This is a genomic window from Balneolales bacterium ANBcel1, assembly GCA_029688905.1.
GTDB lineage: Bacteria > Bacteroidota > Rhodothermia > Balneolales > Natronogracilivirgulaceae > SLLW01.
This window is the reverse complement of record JARULB010000001.1, coordinates 136,248-154,925: the sequence shown is the minus strand read 5'-3', so window position 1 is coordinate 154,925 and position 18,678 is coordinate 136,248. Positions and strand designations below refer to the sequence as shown.

Sequence of the window (18,678 nt, the reverse complement as noted above, 5' to 3'; positions counted from 1 at the left end):
ATTAATGGCTTGGGGTTATGATTCCGTTCTCAAAAAAAATCAAAGGGGGAAAATCATTGCATAATAAAGCTTTTTTATTTCTTCATGCATATAAATTTCGATCCATTTCTGAAGTATGTTGACGCGTTTTTAACTTTTTTGACTGGCTGATGCAAGAGCTTCTGCATTCCGGGCTGCTGACGGATGTGCCAGCATGTTTTGCCGTGATCCGTTTACGGACGGCATTCCGGTTGCCTGTGAAATATCGAGCCACCAAAAAGCACGGAACGGGACATTGTCGCGGAGTAAGGATTGCCGTGACGGTGGCTCTGTATAACAGAGCATAGCTTCTGTACATGACAATATGATGGGCGTTAATAGTCTGCACCTTGAGTGTACCGGTGGCTCTGTATAACAAAGGGTAGCTCCATTTGCCGGCCGGTTCTGAGATGCGTACCTAATGAACCTTTAGACAAAAGCGTGTTTCCAAATGTACAAACAGGCCTTGAACAAACTCCGCCCCGCGACCCGTGTGTTAAATGACATACTGGACCTACTCTATCCGGTTACCTGTCTGGTGTGTGGAGACCGGATGCAGAATGGGGCTCATCTGTGCCACTATTGCAGGGACCATGCGTTTGTCCGGTCCGACCGGGGCGGAATGGAATCGGAAGCAGGATTTATTCTCCCGGACTGGATCGTCGTTCAGGAGTCGTTGTGGGAATTTGATAAGGGGGGATATCTGCAGGACGTACTGCATCAGCTCAAGTACGGCGGACTAGCAGCGCTGGGCCGGGCTCTTGGAAGGAGCCTCGGTAACACGCTGCTGGCCAACTCCCTGCTGATACCCGTTGCCGGGGTGAAGCTTCTTCCGGTGCCGCTTCATCCGGCCAGGCAGCGCAAGAGAGGGTACAACCAGGCGGAGCTGATTGCCGAAGGTGCCGCCGGGGTCACCGGTTCGGAGGTTCTCAACGGGAACGTGATGAAAAGGGTCAAAAAAACGCGAACACAAACCGGTTTGAACGCGCAAAAAAGGCGGAAAAATCTGGATGGAGCATTTCGCCTGGAAGACCCCGGACGTATTCGAGACGAGAGGGTGCTACTGATTGATGATGTGATTACAACCGGTGCTACCGTGATGGCACTGGCGCAGGAGATACGGCAGGATGCCAAAGCGGTTGGCATTGCGACGGTCGCACGTGCGTGAAATTATAGACGGATTCTTGCAAAATGGATCGCTGTAGCAGTCATTGTCATCTTGCTTCTTCAAGTCTGGGAAACCTGTCCGGGAACGAAGCAAGACGCCGTTTTTTTCTGATACAGCACCCCGATAATACTCATTGCAGTTTCCGATGTGCTGGTTCACATAGAGAGCGGGGCAATTCCTCCGGTAGGAACGTTTGGGGTTTTGAACGGATAGCAATAAATTACAGTTCTGTGAGCTATCCCGATTATCTACGATAATGCATGAGCCCTACCCACCCGAACGACGCCCATTATATTGAAACGCCGCGTGGCATCTTTACCTCGGCAGGTAACTGGTTTCACATAACAAAGCAGGCACTGGAAACTTACGCCCCGGGGTTGCTAAAGAAACAGCCCCTTGCCAGGCTCATAAAGAAGGCGGAAATCTGGATCAGAAGTGCCGACAATATCGGCATCATTCTGTTCATGATGCTGCTCTATTCTCAGGGTCCGGTTGTTGCCGCAATCGCCACTGCACTGTTTGTTCCGGTCTGGCATGTCAACAAGAGCAGCTTTTTAAGCCTGCCACTCACCAGCGTCCTGTCGATCGTGGACAAGGAGCTGGTTGTTGTGCTCATCTCCATAGTGGTATTGAGCTGGATGGGCATTACAGGCCAATATCTTTCGGTAGTCGTAGGCATCGTCTTTTTCTGCATACTCAAATTCGGATTGTTCCGGTGGCTGGTGGAGTGGCTGTACTCCAAAATGAAGCAGGGCAGATTGCTGCTGAATGACCGTGTCCTGAAAATGATTATCCTGAAATACGCCATCCGCGAAGATATTCCCGTGAAGGAAGTGGATGCGATGGAGAAAGAAATCCTGTCACTCATCAGACAGCAGAAAGAAGTGATAAAAAAATATAGAAAGAAGAGGAAATAGCCGGATATGAGCGAAGAAGTGCGACGAATGTTCGCATCCATTTCGGATCGATATGATCTGATCAATTCCGTCCTGTCGCTGGGAATCCATCACCGCTGGAGAAAGAAGACGGTTGGAGTCAGCGGAGCGTCCGAAGGAATGAAGGTGCTGGATTGTGCTACCGGTACCGGTGACCTTGCTATCGAGTTCAAGGGAGCGGTGGGCAAAAGCGGTTCGGTTACGGGTACCGACTTTGCCGCCGAGATGCTCCAAAAAGCACCTGTAAAATCGGAGAAAAAGGGAATGAGCATTCGGTGGGAAGTGGCGGATGCCATGAATCTTCCCTATGAAGACGCAGAGTTCGACATTAGCAGTATTGCCTTTGGCATTCGAAATGTGGACGAACCCGTGACTGCATTATCGGAAATGGCGAGAGTGGTCAAACCGGGCGGGAAGGTGATGGTACTGGAATTCGGCCAGCCTGTCGGTATCATCAAGTACCCCTACCGCTGGCACAGCAGGTATGTGATCCCCTTTCTGGGAGGCCTTCTGAGCGGTAACAGGGAGGCGTATCGCTATCTGCCTGAAACCAGCGCAGCTTTTCCGGCCGGCGATCGGTTTGTCGATGTGATGAAACGTACCAGCCGGTTTTCCAAAGTGGAAAGTACCCCATTAATGCATGGGATTGCCTATATTTACGGCGGTACGGTTCACGGAATGGTATGATACATCACATTTCGCGGATTCCTTACCCGACGGCAAGCGGATTTGGTATCCTTGCCACTACTTGTTTATTTTACGCACCGATTTTTCAAATTACCGAATCCTATGCGCATTGAAGAGATAAAAAAGAGGCTGCCCCACCGCTACCCGTTCCTGTTGGTTGACCGGGTACTTGAAATCGGGGAGAAAAGCATCAAAGCCATAAAAAACGTATCTGCAAATGAGGAGTTTTTTAACGGCCATTTTCCGGAGGCGCCGGTAATGCCGGGTGTGCTTCAGGTTGAGGCTCTTGCCCAGGCGGGCTGTCTGCTGACCATCGAAAAGAGTGATGATCTGCCGAAGGATGCGATCATTGTATTCTCGGCAATCAAGAACGCCCGCTTTCGCCGGCCTGTTGTTCCTGGGGATCAGCTTCTCCTGGAAGTAGAGCTGATTGCCAGAAAACGCAACTTTTTGACCATGGCCGGCAAGGCTACGGTGGATGGCGACCTGGCCTGTGAAATTGAGGCGACCGCAGCCATCGTATCAAAAGAGAAATTATGAGCACCCAGTCAGGATCGGCACTCAGTCCGAAAATTACCACCCGCACCGTTGTCGAAATGAAGGGGCGCGAAGAGAAAATCAGTATGCTCACGGCCTACGATTTCACCATGGCGCGCATTGTTGACCAGGCCGGCATCGACATTATTCTGGTTGGCGATTCGGCCAGCAATGTGATGGCGGGCCACGACACCACCATTCCGATAACCCTGGAACAGATGATTTACCACACCGCCTGTGTGACCAGGGGAGTGGATCACGCCCTGGTGGTGGCTGACCTGCCGTTCATGAGCTATCAGGTTACCGATACCGGAGCCCTGGAAAGCGCGGGACGGATGATGAAGGAGGCCGGGGCCCATGCGGTAAAACTCGAGGGAGGTACCGCTCTTGCACCGACGATAAAAAAAATCGTGGATGCCGGTATTCCGGTAATGGGTCACCTTGGCCTTACCCCTCAAAGCATCTACAAGTTCGGGACCTACAAGGTCAGGGCTACCGAAAGTGAAGAGGCCGAACAGCTGGTGACCGATGCGCGGCAGCTGGAAAAGGCCGGCTGTTTTGCCATCGTGCTTGAGAAAATTCCCGCCAGGCTTGCAGCTAAAGTCACTTCCGAACTCTCCATCCCCACCATAGGGATCGGTGCCGGTGCGGGTTGCGACGGACAGGTGCTCGTCGCCCATGATATGCTGGGGCTGAACAAGGATTTTAGTCCGAGGTTTCTGCGGCGTTACGCCGATCTTCACACAACCATGACCGGCGCCATCCAACAATACCATTCCGATGTGAAAAGCGGAGCATTTCCAGACGAGACTGAGCAGTATGAGTAACAGCCATTATGACCCGAACCGGTTGATCCTGGTTTGCAATGACGATGGAATTTTTTCCCCGGGAATCCGGGCGCTGGCCGAAGTGGCCAAACAGTTCGGCGAGGTGTCGGTAATCGCCCCTGATCGACAGCAAAGCGCTGTGGGGCACGCCATTACTGTATCCGATCCCCTGCGTGTGACGCCGTTCAAAATCAACTCCAAAATGCAGGGCCAGGCGGTGAACGGAACTCCGGCCGACTGTGTAAAGCTGGGGCATGACAAACTCATGGAGCGGAAACCGGATCTGGTGCTGAGCGGTATCAACCATGGGTCCAATGCCGGTATCAACATCATTTATTCCGGAACGGTGAGTGCGGCCACCGAGGGCACGATTTTGGGATATCCCTCCATCGCCGTGAGCTGTACGGAGTTTTCCGAGTCGGCCGACCTGTCCGGAGCCTGCGAGGCGGCGTCCAGGGCCATCCGGTTTGTCCTGGACAAGGGCCTGCCTGCGGGAATCACGCTGAATGTGAATGCTCCGGCCGGTCCCCTCAAGGGGCTTCGCTGGGCAAAACAGGCCAGAAGCCGCTATGTGGAGGAGTTTGAAGGCCGTATTGATCCGCACAACAAGCCTTATTTCTGGATTACCGGGCGTCTGGAAATTCTGGATGCGGGCGAGGATTTCGACCTCAACCTGCTTCAGAAGGGATATGCCACCATCACCCCGATTCAGTACGATCTTACCGCCCACACCTTTTTTGACCAGCAGGGCACCGAACCGGAGTAAGGTTACCCGGTTTCCAGCAACAGCTGCATCACATCCTCCCAAAAAAGGAACCACTCTTTCTTGTGCTCACGCATGAGCCCGACTTTGATCTGTTCGAGGTGCGACAGGCTTGTGGTTCGGATATGATCGCCATAAACGGCACTTTCACGGCTTACAAAACCGTCGTTGATACCTTCATGCTCGTGGATCAGGCGATTGAAGAGCATCAGCGTCGGGTTAATTTTTTCGCCGGTCCCTTTCCCGCAAGCCGCTGAAAAGGAGTAGTAGGGAATACCCGGTACATCCCGGATCTGCCGGTTGAAGGTGTCGACGACATGGCGGCGGGTGAGCTGCTCCAGCGCACCCTTGGTATCACTGGCAATGGAGGGATATATCTTGTTGCCCACCAGGTCGTTGATCTTGAGAAGCTGCTTTCTGACGGTATCCGGGGTATCCAGAGCGATATCGGCCAGCGAGGAGCCTTTGTGCGGCGCGGCAATGGTGGTCAGCGACGCGACAACATCGCCGAGGTTGTGGCGGTGAATCATGTACCGGGCATCGAGTCCGCCCATGCTGTAGGCAACGATGTGCACTTTTCGGGCGCCGGTCTGCTTAAGAATAACGCCCAGGGTTTTCAGCCAGCCTGCGGCACGCACCTCAATTTTCCCGTAAGGAACCACATTGGGAGCATAGGCCCGGATGCCGTGCTTGCGCATGTGCATGCAGACTTTATGCAGCGGGGAGGGGGTGATGAACCCCGCGATGGTCCCATATCCGTGGCAGAGCAGAACAGGATGGGCAACCGGATAGATTTCCGGTTGCGGCATTTCCCGCGTCTGCAGCCGGGACCTGGTATCAGCATCGGATTTCATCATCCATCCTCTCGGGAGATATCATGAAGCGTTTACGAAAACCACACCCCCGCGTCGTATGCGGGGAATCCACTCCTCCAGCCAATCAAGATTCTGTTCCGTGCTCCTGACAAGCAGCTGCGGTCTGCCGGCCTGACGTGCCAGCCGGGAGTAGGCCAGCATGCTGCGGTCAAATTCGAACCGGTCAACACTGCCGACAATCATCATTTCCGAACCGTCGTCAATGGCTATATCCAGCTCCTGAAACCGATCACTGTGCCCCTCCGCATCCGGGTCGCCGAAAGCCAGAAGGCGGGGATTATCCATAACCCGTTGCACGGCATCCAGCGCCTGGCGCAATCCGGGGTCGGTCAGTTCCGTGTGGCGGTATGTGGATCGGCCGTCATCATACCATACCCAGGCGGGGCGCATCTCATCCGGCAGCTGATCCGCCCATCCGGAGAGTTCCCTGGGTGATGCCGACCGTAATACGATGCCTGTCGGGATGTTGAGCGCGCGAATGCGGTTGATCTGGGCCGCTCCGGGCCGCTGATTGAAGTATATGTATATCCTGGCCGGATGTGGTATCCGCACCAGCTGGTGGTCTGTTCGCAGCTCCAGACTTCGGATCACCTTGTCGCGGTAAATCAGGTGCAGCGTCATCTCATCGGCTGGTACATCAACATACCCGATGGTTCCGATTCGCCGATTCCGCAGCAGTTGCTTCAACTCGGCGTGCAGATGCGTTTTGGAAACCTGGGGAGGGAGGTCAACCCGGTAGTGTTTGCGGGTGAACTGATCGGTTACGGGATACTCAAAAACGCGAACCTGTTCGTCAGGGATGTTAAAGAGTGCAAGCTCCTGACGAATCAGGGAGTCGGCGCCGGCCAGATCACGCAGTCCCTGGCGGGGTTCGGCCGGCAGGGTGAGTAGGAGTACGAATGCGATGATGCATGAGCTGCCCAGCAGCCAAAGCAGCGCTTTGTTCTGGTTGGCAGGTGACAGGAATATCGGGTTCATGCAGGATCCAGGCGGTAGGTCAACATTCAGGCAGAGGAGGCTCTTTCCGGTTCAAGGATATGATGTAAAACCCGTTGCGCCACTTCGCGTTTCGAGCCTTTAAAAGGAATTTCCTGATGGGTCCCGACGAGTATGACCCGGTTGGTGTCGATGGCAAACCCGGATTCGCCGGAAGAGAGATCATTGGCCACGATCCAGTCCGCTTTTTTACGGATACGTTTTTCCCTTGCCTGTTGCAGCAGATTTTCAGTTTCCATGGCAAAACCGATGATCACCTGCCGATCGCTGCGCTGCTCTCCGATCCACTCGAGAATGTCCGGGTTGCGTTCCAGAGGTATGTGCATTTCCGCCCGGTTCTTTTTTACTTTCCGGGTACTGGTTTGCGCCGGCCGGAAATCGGAGACCGCGGCCGTCATGATAATCATATCCGCAGAAGCGTGTTTCTTGACGGATTCAAACAGATTTGTGGCATCGGTGAATGATTTGGTTCGGATGCCCGGGGTGAGTCGGGAGAGGTCGGCCGATTCTGCATGGAGCAATGTCACTTCCGCGCCGAGGGATGCCGCCGCTTCCGCCATTGCAAACCCCATTTTTCCAGTGGATGGGTTGGAGAGAAAACGGACCGGGTCCAGGTATTCGCGGGTGGCACCGGCGGTTACCAGAACGGTTTTGCCGGAAAGGGGATGGGCGGAAGTCCCGGCGGCCGGTTTCTGCGCTGATGGATCGCTTCCGGATGAGGGGTTTCCCGGATCGGCCTTTGCAGCCGGCTCATCCGCTGAGGATGGTTCGTCGGACCGGTGTGACTGCGGGCCTTGGCTATCCGGTGCGCGGGAAACGGAAAGAATTCGTTCGATCTCCGGGATGATGGCTTCCGGATCGGGCAAGCGGCCGACGCCCTGCATTCCACTGGCGAGGTAGCCTTCGTCGGGCATCATGAGATGGAAACCGAGGTTTTCGGCGGCCTGAAGGTTGGCACGGGTAGCCGGAGCATGGAACATTTCACCGTCCATGGTCGGACAGATCAGAACGGGACAGCGGGCCGCCAGGATGGTGGCCGTCAGCATCGAGTCGGAGAAACCATGGACGACCTTTGCCAGGGTGTTGGCAGTACAGGGAGCGATGACCATGATGTCCGCCCATTCGGCCCACTGAATATGCTGCGTCCAGTTATCACTGATCCCGGAGCTGTTTTCGGGGAAAATCCGGACGGGCACGGTGTGTCGCGTGATGGCGGCAAAGGTGTCGCGGCCGACAAACCGCATGGCCGCATCGGTCATTGTTACTCGAACTTCGGCCCCGGCCTCCTGCAGCCTGCGAACGAGATAAGCCGCTTTATAGGCGGCAATGCCACCGGTGACCCCGATGACGATATGTCTGCCGCGCAACATGACGATCAGTGGGAATCGTCGGATTCGGATTCCGGCTTGCGGTAATAGATGTTATCCTCCAGCAACTCGTTGATAGAGCGTTGCGTGGGGTGTTTCCGGGCCTCATACTCTTTGGTGATGCGCTCCTGCTCCTCGTTGAACGTGTACTCCTCTTCGTCCTCGAAACCCTCAAAATACTTGAGCTTTTCGTCGAGCTCCATCTTCTCCTGCGCCGCTATCTGGCGTGCGCGTTTCGAAAGAATGACAATGCCTTCGTAGACGTTGCCGGTGGTTTCCTGAATTTTTTCAAGATTTAACGACTTGACTCCCATGGTAATAACCGTCAGTTGGTACTGGATTGATTCATAAAGGCGGAAACGATGCCGTGAAGCTTGCGGTAACAGTCGGCCAGCTGATCATTGATGATGACATGGTCAAACCGGTCGGCGAACCCGAGCTCCATCCGGGCACGGTCCAGTCGCAATTGCAGAGACTCTTCAGATTCCGTTCCCCTGTTTTTCAACCGCTCTATCAAAACTTCGTCGGACGGTGGTTTGATAAACACGGCCAGGGCGTCGTCTCCGTATTGCGCCTTGACGTTCAGCGCTCCTTTTACTTCGATATCGAACAGGACAAAATATCCTTTATTCAGCTCTTTTTCAACTTCTTTATGGAGCGTGCCGTACCGCTTTCCACCGTAAAACTCCTCCCATTCCAGGAACGCGTTTTCGGAGACGGCATCATCGAATTCGTTGTTGCTCATGAAGTGGTAATCGTGTCCGTCGATTTCATGATTTCTGGGCGGACGGGTGGTTGCGGATACCGAAAACTTGAGGTTGGAAAAATCGTCCAGGAGTCTTCGGGCCAGGGTGGTTTTACCCGCTCCGCTCGGCGCAACGAGAATGATCACTTTTCCTTTTTCGGTATTGCCGGGAGATGGCGGGTTCTGCTGATTCACGCGATATTCTGTATTTGTTCTCTGATGTTTTCGATGATTTCCTTCATATCCACCACTTTTCGGGAGATCTCCGAATCGTTGGCTTTGGAGCCGATCGTGTTCACCTCCCGGTGCATCTCCTGCAGTATGAAATTCAGTTTCTTGCCCTGCGAGGAGCTGTTCTCAATACATTCGGTGAAATAGGAGATGTGGGAGTCCATGCGAACCAGCTCCTCGGAGATGTCCAGGCGGTCGGCGATGATTGCAATTTCCTGCTCCAGCCGGTCCTGATCCACCCGTCCGTCGTCTATCAGGTGCTCGAGCCGGTCGTTCAGGCGTTTACGGGCTTCGGGAATACGCTCCTTCTCGTTGTCCCGGATATGGTCACACAGAGTGCGCAGCAGACGCATCCGCTCCGCGAGATCCTTTTGCAGATTTGCTCCCTCGTGGCGCCGCATTTTGATCAGTTCTTCCACTGCGGTTTCAACGGCCCTGGCAAGCACCATGTACTGCCTCTCCCTGACCTCCGGATCGTTTTCGGTCTCTTCAAAAAGCTCTTCAAATACAAGCAGGTGTTCCAGTTTGAGCGGCTCTTCAATACCGGCTTTCCAGCGCACTTTCTCCAGAATTCCGATTTTCTGTTCCAGCGCCTCTTCGCGAATGTGCGCTTCGGAAGGGGCGGCCTGCTTGAAGTCAACGTCGGCAGTCAGACTTATCTTTCCCCGTGTGAGCGCTCTCTGGACCACCTCTCTGAGCGGCTGCTCATAAATTTGGAGATGGGACGGTAGCTTCATTGAAATCTCGCTGTACCGGTAGTTTACAGATCGGATTTCAACGATGGCGCGAATGTTTTCGGATGTGTGTTCACCCCGGCCGTAGCCGGTCATGGATTCAAGCATACGTGTATTGGGATAAGTCGTTCACCGGCCGTTTCAGGGTCCTTTGCCCCGGGCAGCCTGTCTGGAAAATCCGGATAGTTTCTGCGGAAGTCAATGTCAGCCGGAAAACCTCATTTTGATTTCGTTGGCCAGTTCTTCGGCTTTTTCTGCGGTTGCCGCTTCGGAATAGATCCGGATGATGGGTTCGGTATTGGATTTTCTCAGGTGTACCCATCCATCGTCAAAGTCGATTTTCACACCATCTGTGGTGTTGATACGACTTCCGGCATACGCTTCAGTCACGGATGCCAGAACGGCGTCGGCATCCAGTTCATCGAGGTTCATTTTGGATTTGCTGATGACATAGTCCGGCAGGGAGGCGCGGATCTCCGAGGCGGGTTTCTTCTCCTCGGCCATGTACTGCAGGATCATCGCTATGCCCACCAGTGCGTCACGGCCATAGTGGAGGTCGGGGTTGATGACGCCTCCGTTCCCCTCACCGCCGATAACCGCTCCCGTGCGCTGCATCTCTTTGACGACATTGATTTCGCCCACGGCGGAGCGGTGGCAGGTCTGGCCGTATCTGGCGGCGACATCGTCGGTGACCCTGGAAGAGGAGAGGTTGGTGGCTACGGGACCCGGTGACCGTTTCAGCATGAACTCAAATGCGATGGCCTGGGTATACTCTTCCCCCATCAGGCGGCCTTTTTCATCCACTACGGCAAGCCGGTCGGCATCGGGATCCGTTACAAAGCCGATGTCGCTGTCCGATTCACTGACGAGATCGCAGATTTCGGAGAGGTGCTCGGGAAGCGGCTCGGGGTTGTGCGGGAAACGCCCGTCGGGTTTGCAGTGGATGGTGTGGACGGTCTGTACCCCCAGGCGTTCCAGCAGCCTTGGAATGGCGTGCGAGCCGGCGCCGTTCACCGCATCCACAGCTACCGAAAGATCGGCTTTGGCAATGGCTTTTTCATCGATGTAAGGGAGGGCCAGGATAGCGTCAATGTGCAATTCCAGTGCCTTGGTGTCGGTGGTCACGGTGCCGATTTCCTCATAGTTCCTGAATGCGACACTGTGGTTTCGGGCGATATCAATCACCTGTTTGCCCTGTTTGCTGTCCAGGAACTCACTTTTGCTGTTGAGCAGCTTGAGCGCGTTCCACTCAGCGGGGTTATGGCTGGCAGAGATGACAATCCCGCCCTGTGCCTTGTGCCGGAGAACAGCCATGGCAACCGTTGGAGTCGGAACAATTCCCAGCGTTATGACATCGCAGCCGGTGGCCTGCAGGGCTGCGGTGACGGTGCGTTCGCATAATTCCCCGGTTACCCGGCTGTCGCGGCCGATGACGACGGTTCCGCCCTTCAGCCAGGTGCCGAAGGCCGAGGCGTAAAGGGTCAGGTTCTGGGGGGTGAGATCGGATCCGAAAATGCCGCGGATACCGGAAATCGAGACCATCAATGACATAAGCTTGTGCGTTACAGGTTAAAGCTTTGCTGTTTGTTGCCACAACGCTCCGCGCTGTCAGGCAGGGTAAAAAACCGGGAGCTGCAGGCCGGCGGGAATTCCTGCTGGCGAAGCCATCGTCCATGCGGGAGTCAGGGGGATGAATGTTTGCTGAGGTACCATGCAGTGCCATTGCAGTCCCCCGGTGTGATATTTTGGTTCAAGTATACAAAGAACGGCCATAATATGGTTAGTGTAAAATCCTCCAACCCATGAATATTGATGGGCGAGGCGCCGCAAAGGGCACTTTCAGGGGGAATCTTCGCAGAATATTCATACTTATGAAGTAGCTTGTGACCATGTTGTGTCCCGATGACATCACCACAGAGCCGCTTGTGTAGAGTTGATATAAATAAGAGCTTAGAGGTGGCGATAACACGCATGAATCTACCCTTTTTTATATATTGCGGCGATTATTAATTCACTATTACTGCCTTAAACACGTATTGTAACCCTATGTCGAAAGCAGCCACTTTTTTGAACTCCCAGGTGGGACGAAAGATAGCGACAGGAGTAACGGGCCTTGGCCTGGTTCTGTTTATCATCGTGCACCTGATCGGTAACCTGACCTATTTCGCCGGTGCCGACGCCATCAACACCTATTCCTATACGCTCCACCAGCTGGGCCCCCTGTTGTGGGTGGTTCGCCTGGGTCTGCTGGCCTTTTTTGTGTACCATGCCTGGCTTGGCATCTCCATCTGGCTGGGACGCCGCAGGGCGCGTCCCGAAGGATATGTCGTTCAGGCGACAAGAGGTGAGCCGAGCCGCCAGAACTGGAGTTCACGTTCCATGATCCTGACCGGCATTTTGCTTCTTCTGTTTATCATCACACACCTGAACACCTTTGCCTTTCACGATTTCCAGACGGCGGTAGTCGGAGGCGTGGAGATGCATGATGTCCACCAGCGGCTGACCGAGGTATTTCAGAGTCCGCTTTACACCGTCTATTACGTCGCCATCATGATCCTGCTGGGGATGCATTTGCGCCACGGTGTATGGAGCTCATTTCAATCATTGGGATGGATGTCCCGCAAAACCAACCCGGTCATCTACAGTATTGCGTTCGTGCTGGCCGTCATCATCGCCGCCGGGTTCATCGGACTTCCCCTCAGTATCTATTTTGGACTGTTTTAACCGGAGTAATTTATTATGACTGCAACAACAAACGGAGTATTGAATACGAAAGTCCCGGAAGGCAACCTGCAGGATAAATGGGATAATCACATCAACAGCCTCAGGCTGGTGAACCCTGCCAACAAGCGCAAGTTCACGGTCCTTGTGGTCGGTACCGGTCTTGCCGGAGCATCCGCCGCCGCATCTCTTGCCGAACTGGGCTATAATGTCAAGGTGTTCTGTATTCAGGATTCGGCGCGCCGAGCCCACAGTATTGCCGCCCAGGGCGGAATCAATGCGGCCAAGAACTATCCCAACGACGGTGATACGATCTGGCGCCTTTTCCATGATACGATCAAAGGGGGCGATTACAGGTCGCGTGAAGCCAGCGTTTACCGCCTCGCCCAGGTGAGCAATGACATCATCGACCAGTGTGTGGCACAGGGGGTACCCTTTGCACGGGAATACGGCGGACTCCTGGACAACCGCTCTTTTGGCGGCGCGCAGGTAAGCCGTACGTTCTATGCACGCGGCCAGACGGGGCAGCAGCTTCTGCTCGGCGCCTATTCGGCCATGATGCGCCAGGTGAATACCGGCAAGGTGCAGATGTACAGCCGGCGCGAAATGCTTGACCTGGTGAAAGTGGATGGCAAGGCGCGCGGTATTGTGGCACGCAACCTGACGACCGGCGAGATCGAACGCTATGCCGGCGACGCCGTGCTCATGTGTACCGGCGGCTACGGAAATGTGTACTATCTGTCAACCAACGCCAAAAACTCCAATGCCACGGCGATCTGGCGCTGCTACAAGCGCGGCGCGCAGTTCGGCAACCCCAGCTTCACCCAGATCCACCCGACCTGTATTCCGGTATCGGGCAAGTATCAGTCGAAGCTGACGCTCATGAGTGAGAGCCTCCGTAACGACGGACGAGTCTGGGTCTCGAAGAAGAAGGACGACAAACGCCACCCGAGCGACATCCCCGAGGATGAGCGCGACTACTTCCTGGAGCGCCGCTATCCGAGTTTCGGAAACCTGGTGCCGCGCGATGTGGCCTCCCGAAACGCCAAATATGTATGTGACGAAGGGCGTGGTGTCGGCAAAACCGGACTGGCCGTCTACCTGGATTTCCAGGATGCCATCAAAAATTTCGGGGAGAATACCATCAAAGCCAAGTACGGCAACCTGTTCGCCATGTATGAGAAAATCACCGGCGAGAACCCGTACGAAGTGCCGATGCGCATCTTCCCGGCCGTCCATTTCACCATGGGCGGACTGTGGGTCGACTATAATCTCTCATCCACCATTCCCGGTCTTTATGTGCTCGGAGAAGCCAATTTTGCCGATCACGGAGGTAACCGGCTCGGCGCCAGCGCGCTGATGCAGGGCCTGGCCGACGGCTATTATGTCATCCCCAATACCCTGGGGGACTACCTGGCCGAAAATCTGCATGCCGAGAAGGTCGCTACCGATCACGAGGCTTTCGACAAGGCCGAGAAAGAGACCATGGACCGCATCAACAAGCTGCTGAACGTCAAGGGCAAGAAGACCGTGCTCGACTTCCACAGGGAGCTTGGTGAACTGATGTGGGATAATGTCGGCATGTCCCGGAACCGGGAGAATCTTGAGAAGGCGATCAGGGATATCGCCGCGCTGCGGGAAGAGTTCTGGAAGGATGTGAACATCCCGGGTGAAAACAGCACCTACAACAAGTATCTGGAATACGCGCTTCGGGTGGCCGACTTTATGGAGCTTGGCGAGCTGATGGCGCGGGATGCCCTGGATCGCGAAGAGTCGTGCGGCGGCCATTTCCGTGAGGAGCATCAGACCGAAGATGGAGAAGCGGTGCGTGATGATGAAAACTTCAGCCATGTATCGAGCTGGGAGTTCAAGGGCGAAGAGGCAGAGCCTGTGAAGCACAAGGAGGAGCTGAACTTCGAATTTGTAACCCCCACACAGCGAAGCTATAAATAAGCTGCCGGAAGCTCCCGGAATCCGGCGGATTCAACGGGCGCATCCGACCATCTAACGGACCCAATTTTTTAACCAAGCATTCGAGGAATAGAATAATGAGTGACCAAACCATGACCATTCACCTGAAAATCTGGAGACAAAATGATCCCAATACTCCGGGAAAACTGGTGGATTACACGGTGGATGATGTGAATCCGGACATGTCGTTTCTGGAGATGCTCGACTGGCTCAACGAGCGGCTGATGAACGAAGGCGAGGTGCCGATTGAATTCGACCACGACTGCCGCGAAGGTATCTGCGGATCGTGTAACCTGGTGCTCAACGGCATGGCACACGGTCCACAGAAAGGTACCGCCGTATGCCAGCTGCACATGCGCAAGTACAAGGACGGCGACACCATCGTGGTGGAACCGTGGCGCGCCAAGGCCTTCCCGATGATCAAGGATCTGGTGGTTGACCGCAATGCGCTCGACCGCATCATGGCCGCGGGCGGATATATATCGGTGAACACCGGTGCTCCGGCCGATGCCAATGCGCTGCCTATCAACAAGTATGATGCCGATCTTGCCTTCGACTATGCCGCCTGTATCGGTTGCGGGGCGTGCGTGGCAGCCTGTCCGAACTCTTCGGCATCATTGTTCACCGGCGCCAAGATCGCCCAGCTGGCCCACCTTCCCCAGGGACATCCCGAGAGAAAGAGCAGGGTAGTCAGCATGGTCGATAAAATGGCAGAAGAGGGATTTGGCGACTGCTCGAATTACGCCGAGTGCGAAGCCGTTTGTCCCGCTGAAATCTCCATTACCGCCATTGCCGAAATGCGGCGGGAGTATTTCAAGGCGTTGCCGGTCATCGAATAGTGTTAAACGTTACCGGTGCTCCGGTTTTCTCCGGCCGGCATGGTGGGTGGATTCCGCGAGGCGGAACCGGATAGGAAAGTCAGCAGCTTGAAACGTTTCTGTTCCGTGCGGCATCCCGGTAACAAACAGACACCGCAAGTCAGGAAATTGCGGAATTATCATCGTATTGGTAAAGTTAGACGCAGCATATCCGTTTGATGTGCTGCGTTTTTTTTATTTGCGGAGCCGGTTTCGCAGCCGGGCACATCCACCGGTAACTTTCACACCTGTGATCCATGATAACAGTGGGGATTTCGCAGTATCTTTTTGGATGCTGCCGGCGGTCATGGCAACCCCTGATGCGACCGGCACTTTCCGGCAAGGCACGGACAACTTCCCCAATCATAAAACGCTTATGAGCTGCTACTTTATCGCCCATATTTCCATTTACGACAATGACGAATATCAGAAGTATCTGGACAAGGCCGGGGCCATCTTCAGCAAATACCGGGGTGAGTATCTTGCCGTTGATAATGCCACCGAAGTTTTGGAGGGCAGCCGGGAGTATGACCGCACGGTGCTGATCCGGTTCGACACCATCCGCGATTTTGATGAGTGGTACCGCTCGGAGGAGTACCAGGAGATTTTGAAGCACCGGCTGAAAGCGGCCCGCTGCGACACCGTTCTGGTTAAAGGACTCGATTGACGACGAGGAAGGGAGAGTATGATCCGCACGGAAGAAACGAATCAATTGATGCAACAGGCCCGGGCCAATCTCAAAAAGCATTGGGGATTTGATGATTTTCGTCCGGGCCAGGACGAGGTGGTCGGGGCGGTTCTTGCCGGCAAACCCACCCTGGTTCTGTTTCCGACCGGTGGCGGGAAGTCACTGTGCTATCAGGTGCCGGCCACGGTGCTGGAGGGGTTGACAGTTGTGATCTCACCCCTGGTTGCGCTGATGCAGGATCAGGTTTTTCAGCTGAAGGAACGGGGGGTATCCGCCACTTTTATCAACAGCACTATCTCCAGGCAGAAAGTAGAGCAGCGCCTGATTAACGCGCGAAACGGCATGTACAAGCTGCTTTATTGCGCTCCGGAACGGATGGAGACGGAGTTGTGGCAAAACATGCTGCCTGAACTGGCGGTTTCACTGGTTGCGGTTGATGAAGCACACTGCATTTCCGAATGGGGGCACGACTTCCGTCCGGTATACCGAAAAATCCCGGAGATGATGGCCCCGGCAGGGAATGATATTCGCTGGCTGGCGCTCACCGCTACGGCGACTCCGGAGGTGCGCCGGGATATTGTAGAAGCCCTTTGCCTTCCATCCCCTGAAATAATATCCAGGGGTTTCGACCGTCCCAACCTGCATTGGTGGGTGGTGGAAGAGGAACAGAAAAAACGGCGTCTTGGCGAGATCGTCAGGCGGGCATCCGGAAGCAGCGGACTCGTCTACGCGGGAACCAGGGCGGCATGTGAGGCACTGGCCAGGGAGTTGTCGCGCCAGGGACACCCCGCGGAGGCGTATCACGCCGGTCTCACCCCGGATCAGCGGGAGTCTATTCAGGACCGCTGGATCGATGGCAGGCTGCCGCTCGTGGTTGCCACCAACGCCTTTGGCATGGGGATCGACAAGCCCGACTGCCGGTTTGTAGTCCATTTCGACATGCCGACATCGATGGAAGCCTATTACCAGGAAGCGGGACGTGCCGGCCGCGACGGCAAGGAGAGTTATCCGATCCTTTTATCACGAAAGGCCGATTTTAAAGCCGCACGAAAAAATATCATGGACTCCTGGCCCGACCGCCGGCAGCTCAAGGCGGTCTATAACGCGGTTTGTGACCATTGGGATCTGGCAGCCGGCTCGATGATGGATGAAATGCGAAAAATTGACCTTGATCAAGTGACGCTGCGATCGGGTTTGTCACGGCGCCTGGTCTGGTCCGGGTTGCGCGTACTGGATCAAACGGACGTCATTCGCCTTGCAAGAATACATGAACCGCAGGTCGGTATTCAGTTTATACCATCGCGGGAGGGACTCCAGGATCGCCTGTCGCGCATGGATAAAGTCCGTAAGCGGGATTTCACCGACCAGCTGGCACGATTGATGGGGCCGGAGGTGCACCGGCAGATGGTCTACCTGGATGAGCGACAGATCCGGACCCGTTTGCAACTTTCGTCGCGGCTGCTGGAGAACGGCCTGGAGGTTTTGGCATCCGAAGGGCTTCTGTCATACGAAATCATCCGGGATGAACCGGTTGCAAAAATCATGGAAGGACGTTACCAGAAGTTCCGCATAAGTGAGGAGGAGATTATCCGGCACCGCGACCGTCTGTTGAAAAAACTGGAATTCATGATCGGTTATGTGCAGACGCGGGAGTGCCGCAGTCGCTACATCCGCCATTATTTCGGGGAGGAGCGGGTTCCCGAAAGGTGCGGCAAGTGCGATCGCTGCAAACAGGGTGAAGGTGACAGGGGAGTCCATGCAACAGTGCGGCCCGATGATATCGAGATGGTCCGTTCATTGCTTGAGGAGGAGCCCATGTCGTTCGAAACCCTCCGCACCCGAACCAGGTGGAAGCGCAGGCACCTGAATAGCGTACTGGCACACATGATGCGGGAGGAGGAGGTGAGTCAGGCCCGTGACGAGCAGGCAGCGTACTCGATTCGATCCTGAATGACAGCCGTCGTTGCGCCGGTGGCATTACAGTCCGGTTGAAACGGCACTACATTTCCATTACTGTCACAGAAAGACACCGCCACGGCATCGATGGCAGCATGGCCGACCGGAGAGATACCGATGCAGATGCCTATTTCGTCTGGATCTTCAGGGAATCCGCTACCGCGGCATTGTAATCGGAAATAAATTCATTCAGCTCGATGTTTGCCCTGTTAAGCCGTTCCCTGGCCTTGACGAACCTTCGCTGCTGGGCGTCCACATCACGGTAGTAGAAGTCATGGCTTCTTTCCAGCTGCTCCGGGGTGATGGCGTAATGCGCCAGCACCGCCTGCTGCCCCTTCCGATACCGCTTGTCATCCCCGTCCAGATTTTTGATAGCGGCCAGCAGGTGCATCTCGGCGAGAATGTTGATGTACTCATCTTCGCTGATCAGATCGTCGGGGGGCGGCGATTCACATCCCGAAAACAACAGCATCAGCACGAGCAGCAGGGCCGGCGCATACCGTCCTGATGGCCGTCCTGGTGGAAGGAGCATGTGAATTGAGGATCTGAACATTCCGGAAAATTACGGGAAAACCCGTTAAAATAGACGAAAAAAACCGCGG

19 protein-coding genes are annotated in these 18,678 nt (G+C 54.9%); 11 read left to right on the top strand and 8 right to left on the bottom strand.

The features are described 5' to 3' along the window. Window positions 1-484: 484 nt before the first annotated feature. The 6 genes from QA596_00665 (at window position 485) to surE (ending at window position 4,938) form a co-directional block, all read left to right on the top strand. The gene (locus tag QA596_00665; GenBank protein ID MDG5765956.1) at window positions 485-1,186 is read left to right on the top strand and encodes a ComF family protein; all 702 of its coding nucleotides are present in this window, start codon (window positions 485-487) and stop codon (window positions 1,184-1,186) included. Window positions 1,187-1,446: 260 nt separating this feature from the next. Beyond that, entirely contained in the window at window positions 1,447-2,103 is a 657-nt protein-coding gene (locus QA596_00660; protein ID MDG5765955.1) for a hypothetical protein, read from the top strand. 6 nt (window positions 2,104-2,109) lie between these two features. Continuing rightward, window positions 2,110-2,808 (top strand): ubiquinone/menaquinone biosynthesis methyltransferase, encoded by a 699-nt coding sequence (locus tag QA596_00655; protein MDG5765954.1) that lies wholly within the window; start codon window positions 2,110-2,112, stop codon window positions 2,806-2,808. 102 nt (window positions 2,809-2,910) lie between these two features. Further along, the gene (fabZ, locus tag QA596_00650) at window positions 2,911-3,348 is read left to right on the top strand and encodes a 3-hydroxyacyl-ACP dehydratase FabZ (protein ID MDG5765953.1); all 438 of its coding nucleotides are present in this window, start codon (window positions 2,911-2,913) and stop codon (window positions 3,346-3,348) included. Continuing rightward, window positions 3,345-4,172, top strand: coding sequence for a 3-methyl-2-oxobutanoate hydroxymethyltransferase (gene panB, locus QA596_00645; protein ID MDG5765952.1), 828 nt, complete (start codon window positions 3,345-3,347; stop codon window positions 4,170-4,172). The genes fabZ and panB overlap by 4 nt, the downstream gene beginning before the upstream one ends. After that, window positions 4,165-4,938, top strand: a complete 774-nt coding sequence (gene surE, locus QA596_00640; protein MDG5765951.1) for a 5'/3'-nucleotidase SurE — start codon at window positions 4,165-4,167, stop codon at window positions 4,936-4,938. Before panB ends, surE begins: the two co-directional genes overlap by 8 nt. A gap of 2 nt (window positions 4,939-4,940) precedes the next feature. On the opposite strand, the gene QA596_00635 is transcribed toward surE, so the two are convergent. The 7 genes from QA596_00635 to glmM all read right to left on the bottom strand — a co-directional run bounded on the left by QA596_00635 (window position 4,941) and on the right by glmM (window position 11,434). Continuing rightward, complete coding sequence (locus QA596_00635; GenBank protein MDG5765950.1) at window positions 4,941-5,792, bottom strand: hypothetical protein; 852 nt, start codon at window positions 5,790-5,792, stop codon at window positions 4,941-4,943. Window positions 5,793-5,810: 18 nt separating this feature from the next. Beyond that, the gene (locus QA596_00630) at window positions 5,811-6,788 is read right to left on the bottom strand and encodes a hypothetical protein (GenBank protein ID MDG5765949.1); all 978 of its coding nucleotides are present in this window, start codon (window positions 6,786-6,788) and stop codon (window positions 5,811-5,813) included. Window positions 6,789-6,814: 26 nt separating this feature from the next. Beyond that, window positions 6,815-8,176, bottom strand: a complete 1,362-nt coding sequence (locus tag QA596_00625) for a bifunctional phosphopantothenoylcysteine decarboxylase/phosphopantothenate synthase (GenBank protein MDG5765948.1) — start codon at window positions 8,174-8,176, stop codon at window positions 6,815-6,817. A gap of 5 nt (window positions 8,177-8,181) precedes the next feature. Further along, on the bottom strand, window positions 8,182-8,487 hold the full coding sequence (locus QA596_00620; protein ID MDG5765947.1) for a DNA-directed RNA polymerase subunit omega: 306 nt from the start codon (window positions 8,485-8,487) through the stop codon (window positions 8,182-8,184). Between the two features lie 11 nt (window positions 8,488-8,498). Then, entirely contained in the window at window positions 8,499-9,113 is a 615-nt protein-coding gene (gene gmk / locus QA596_00615; GenBank protein MDG5765946.1) for a guanylate kinase, read from the bottom strand. Then, entirely contained in the window at window positions 9,110-9,991 is an 882-nt protein-coding gene (locus tag QA596_00610) for a YicC family protein (protein ID MDG5765945.1), read from the bottom strand. The genes gmk and QA596_00610 overlap by 4 nt, the downstream gene beginning before the upstream one ends. A 96-nt stretch (window positions 9,992-10,087) precedes the next feature. Beyond that, entirely contained in the window at window positions 10,088-11,434 is a 1,347-nt protein-coding gene (gene glmM / locus QA596_00605; protein MDG5765944.1) for a phosphoglucosamine mutase, read from the bottom strand. Window positions 11,435-11,929: 495 nt separating this feature from the next. On the opposite strand from glmM, the gene QA596_00600 reads away from it, so the two are divergent. The 5 genes from QA596_00600 to QA596_00580 all read left to right on the top strand — a co-directional run bounded on the left by QA596_00600 (window position 11,930) and on the right by QA596_00580 (window position 18,070). Then, window positions 11,930-12,607, top strand: a complete 678-nt coding sequence (locus QA596_00600; protein ID MDG5765943.1) for a succinate dehydrogenase cytochrome b subunit — start codon at window positions 11,930-11,932, stop codon at window positions 12,605-12,607. Window positions 12,608-12,622: 15 nt separating this feature from the next. Further along, window positions 12,623-14,557 (top strand): fumarate reductase/succinate dehydrogenase flavoprotein subunit, encoded by a 1,935-nt coding sequence (locus tag QA596_00595; protein ID MDG5765942.1) that lies wholly within the window; start codon window positions 12,623-12,625, stop codon window positions 14,555-14,557. A 95-nt stretch (window positions 14,558-14,652) separates the two neighbouring features. Next, window positions 14,653-15,414 carry a succinate dehydrogenase/fumarate reductase iron-sulfur subunit gene (locus tag QA596_00590; GenBank protein ID MDG5765941.1) on the top strand — a complete coding sequence of 254 codons (762 nt, stop codon included), beginning with the start codon at window positions 14,653-14,655 and terminating at the stop codon, window positions 15,412-15,414. 325 nt (window positions 15,415-15,739) lie between these two features. Beyond that, window positions 15,740-16,099: a DUF1330 domain-containing protein gene (locus tag QA596_00585; GenBank protein ID MDG5765940.1), complete on the top strand. Its 360-nt coding sequence runs from the start codon at window positions 15,740-15,742 to the stop codon at window positions 16,097-16,099. Between the two features lie 48 nt (window positions 16,100-16,147). Next, a complete protein-coding gene (locus tag QA596_00580) occupies window positions 16,148-18,070 on the top strand; it encodes a RecQ family ATP-dependent DNA helicase (GenBank protein ID MDG5765939.1) in 1,923 nt (640 codons plus the stop codon). Window positions 18,071-18,203: 133 nt separating this feature from the next. Here QA596_00580 and QA596_00575 read toward each other — a convergent pair whose 3' ends face one another. Then, window positions 18,204-18,608, bottom strand: coding sequence for a DUF4296 domain-containing protein (locus QA596_00575; GenBank protein MDG5765938.1), 405 nt, complete (start codon window positions 18,606-18,608; stop codon window positions 18,204-18,206). Between the last annotated feature and the right edge of the window lie 70 nt (window positions 18,609-18,678).

What these genes read in the sequence shown, in the direction of transcription:
- QA596_00630 (MDG5765949.1), bottom strand. Translation starts at nt 6,788, where the DNA reads ATGAACCCGATATTCCTGTCACCTGCCAACCAGAACAAAGCGCTGCTT.
- glmM (MDG5765944.1), bottom strand. Translation starts at nt 11,434, where the DNA reads ATGTCATTGATGGTCTCGATTTCCGGTATCCGCGGCATTTTCGGATCC.
- QA596_00660 (MDG5765955.1), top strand. Translation starts at nt 1,447, where the DNA reads ATGAGCCCTACCCACCCGAACGACGCCCATTATATTGAAACGCCGCGT.
- QA596_00575 (MDG5765938.1), bottom strand. Translation starts at nt 18,608, where the DNA reads ATGCTCCTTCCACCAGGACGGCCATCAGGACGGTATGCGCCGGCCCTG.
- fabZ (MDG5765953.1), top strand. Translation starts at nt 2,911, where the DNA reads ATGCGCATTGAAGAGATAAAAAAGAGGCTGCCCCACCGCTACCCGTTC.
- QA596_00635 (MDG5765950.1), bottom strand. Translation starts at nt 5,792, where the DNA reads ATGATGAAATCCGATGCTGATACCAGGTCCCGGCTGCAGACGCGGGAA.
- QA596_00600 (MDG5765943.1), top strand. Translation starts at nt 11,930, where the DNA reads ATGTCGAAAGCAGCCACTTTTTTGAACTCCCAGGTGGGACGAAAGATA.
- surE (MDG5765951.1), top strand. Translation starts at nt 4,165, where the DNA reads ATGAGTAACAGCCATTATGACCCGAACCGGTTGATCCTGGTTTGCAAT.
- QA596_00625 (MDG5765948.1), bottom strand. Translation starts at nt 8,176, where the DNA reads ATGTTGCGCGGCAGACATATCGTCATCGGGGTCACCGGTGGCATTGCC.
- QA596_00655 (MDG5765954.1), top strand. Translation starts at nt 2,110, where the DNA reads ATGAGCGAAGAAGTGCGACGAATGTTCGCATCCATTTCGGATCGATAT.
- QA596_00620 (MDG5765947.1), bottom strand. Translation starts at nt 8,487, where the DNA reads ATGGGAGTCAAGTCGTTAAATCTTGAAAAAATTCAGGAAACCACCGGC.
- panB (MDG5765952.1), top strand. Translation starts at nt 3,345, where the DNA reads ATGAGCACCCAGTCAGGATCGGCACTCAGTCCGAAAATTACCACCCGC.
- QA596_00610 (MDG5765945.1), bottom strand. Translation starts at nt 9,991, where the DNA reads ATGCTTGAATCCATGACCGGCTACGGCCGGGGTGAACACACATCCGAA.
- QA596_00585 (MDG5765940.1), top strand. Translation starts at nt 15,740, where the DNA reads ATGGCAACCCCTGATGCGACCGGCACTTTCCGGCAAGGCACGGACAAC.
- QA596_00595 (MDG5765942.1), top strand. Translation starts at nt 12,623, where the DNA reads ATGACTGCAACAACAAACGGAGTATTGAATACGAAAGTCCCGGAAGGC.
- QA596_00580 (MDG5765939.1), top strand. Translation starts at nt 16,148, where the DNA reads ATGCAACAGGCCCGGGCCAATCTCAAAAAGCATTGGGGATTTGATGAT.
- QA596_00590 (MDG5765941.1), top strand. Translation starts at nt 14,653, where the DNA reads ATGAGTGACCAAACCATGACCATTCACCTGAAAATCTGGAGACAAAAT.